Genomic DNA, 2288 nt, shown 5'->3' with positions numbered 1-2288 from the left:
TAAAAATTTTATTGTTAGCAAAGCACCAATATCGAATTTCACCCCATAGCGCAAAAACCGCCTAAAATCGCATTTAAGCGCCTTTTCTTCAAAAACAGGGGAATCTAGCCAAACAGGGCTAAAAACGCCAATAAACGCAAAATAGGAGCATTTAGACTATGAAATTGAGTGATGCCGAAAAAAATAATCGTTTGTCAGAGGTACTTTTAAAGAAATCAGATCGAGAATATTACGATTTAGAAATCACTGAAGATCATCAAAAACTTTATGATCAGTACGTTTCAGGTGATTTAAACAAGCAAGATTTTGAAGAACAACTAAACAAATTGATCAAGTAACCGAGCGAGTGTCTACGAGCGACTGAGCGTTATAAAAATTTGCCCCTGCCTTTTCCCTGATTACAAGCTCCCTGTTGCTTCATAACGAGATTTACAGAGCAAAGCGACTGTAGCCACTGGCTCCATGACGAGCGAAGCGAGCATAAAGCTTTATGAGCGAAGCGAATCCATTCTTGTTTTTAGCGTCCTAGCCGGTCTTTGAAAAAAACTGCCCCCAGGAATCGAGCGCAGCGAGATTCAATAGAGTTTGAGCGAAGCGAAAACATAGGGCAGTTTTAAATGCCGTTTTTGATTTTTTTGGGCTTTTAATAATATAAAAAGCTTTTAAATGCTTTTAAGAGCCTTGAAAGTATTGATATACGTGCGTTTCAGAGGACATACCGACACAAATAGTTTGTCATACCGACACAAATAGTTTGTTCAAAAACACCAATACCGACACAAATAGTTTGCATTAAGACACATAAAAATATAATGTGTCTTTATATACATAAAAATAATGGTGTCTTAATGAAAGGCGGGTTAGTTGTAAAAGATAATGCTCTTATGAATGCCAGTTACAACTTAGAGGTAACAGAACAAAGGTTAATTTTATTGGCAATTATCAGTGCTAGAGAAACAGGGAAAGGAATTACTGCTGACAGTAAACTAGAAATTCATGCCAGTGATTATGCAAAACAGTTCAATGTCACAAAAGAAGGGGCTTACAAGGCTTTAAAAGAAGCTGTAAACAACCTATTTGATCGACAATTTTCATTCCAAGAAGAAACATCAAAAGGGATTGGTATTGTTCGCTCACGATGGGTTAGTCGTATTAAATACATTGATGATTCTGCTCTACTAGAAATCACCTTTGCCCCTGATGTAGTTCCACTAATTACACGACTTGAGAAACACTTTACAAGCTATCAGATTAATCAAGTTTCAGGACTTACAGGCAAGTATGCAATACGACTTTATGAACTATTGATAACATGGCGTGAGGTAGGTAAAACTCCAATTTTGAAACTAGCGGATTTCAGAAGTCAGTTAGGAGTTGAACCTAATGAATACAAAGCAATGAATCATTTTAAAAGTCGTGTTTTAGAACCATCATTACAGCAAATTAATGAAAAAACAGACATTAAAGTGAAGGTAGAACAACATAAAAATGGTCGTTCAATTAGTGGTTTTTCATTCAGATTCAAACAAAAACCACAGCCAAAAGTAGAACAAAAAATCGACCCTAAACGAGATCCAAACACACCCGATTTTTTTGTTGAAATGACCGATGCCCAACGGCATTTGTTCGCACATAAATTATCTGAACTACCCGAAGTTGGTAGCGAATATGCAGAGATCGGAGAGTCAGCCGAAGACTTTACGAAACGCCTTGCCGACATGCTTTTAGAGCCAAAAAAATTCAGGATGTTTTATCCGCTACTGGAACAGCTCGGCTTTGGTTCTAAAAAAATCCAATCTGCACCAATTAAACAGGTCGATGAACCTAAGTTTATTGAGTTGCGAAATATGCAAGTGAACAGCTTGTCGTTCAATATGTCCCGTGACAAGAAATTCGCTCACTTAAAGCAGGAGAACGAATCTCCAGATGATTTTATGCAACGGCTTCGCATCATGCTAAAAGACCCAAAACAGCAACTTCAATTTTATGACTACGTGAATGCCAAAAAGTAGCAATTAATCCTCTAAAAAAGATTTCAAAACGCCCCAAACTTTGGGGCTTATTTTTATCTTTTTCAGAGGTCGATTTTTTGTTTCTCGGAGAGAAACGCGTAAGCGTGCATTCCCTCCTGCTGTCGGGAAATGATAAATCTCCAAACCGCTAAAAATTTTATTGTTAGCAAAGCACCAATATCGAATTTCACCCCATAGCGCAAAAACCGCCTAAAATCGCATTTAAGCGCCTTTTCTTCAAAAACAGGGGAATCTAGCCAAACAGGGCTAAAAACG

General features: G+C 37.6%; 2 protein-coding genes and 1 pseudogene. 2 read left to right on the top strand and 1 reads right to left on the bottom strand.

Annotated features, from left to right (window positions below):
* The first annotated feature begins 158 nt into the window (after nucleotides 1-158).
* A complete protein-coding gene (locus FTU95_RS14860; RefSeq protein ID WP_180078882.1) occupies nucleotides 159-338 on the top strand; it encodes a hypothetical protein in 180 nt (59 codons plus the stop codon).
* A 510-nt stretch (nucleotides 339-848) separates the two neighbouring features.
* Nucleotides 849-1778: pseudogene (repM, locus tag FTU95_RS14855) on the top strand (replication initiation protein RepM); the annotation flags it as partial.
* A 296-nt stretch (nucleotides 1779-2074) separates the two neighbouring features.
* On the opposite strand, the gene FTU95_RS14935 reads toward repM, so the two are convergent.
* Nucleotides 2075-2288 (bottom strand): hypothetical protein (locus FTU95_RS14935; protein WP_218944688.1); only part of this gene is annotated, 214 nt, incomplete at its 5' end.

This window comes from Acinetobacter sp. YH12208, assembly GCF_013418055.1.
Lineage (GTDB): Bacteria > Pseudomonadota > Gammaproteobacteria > Pseudomonadales > Moraxellaceae > Acinetobacter > Acinetobacter pseudolwoffii.
The sequence above is the reverse complement of the archived record's forward strand: the minus strand, read 5'-3'. Positions and strand labels throughout refer to the sequence as shown.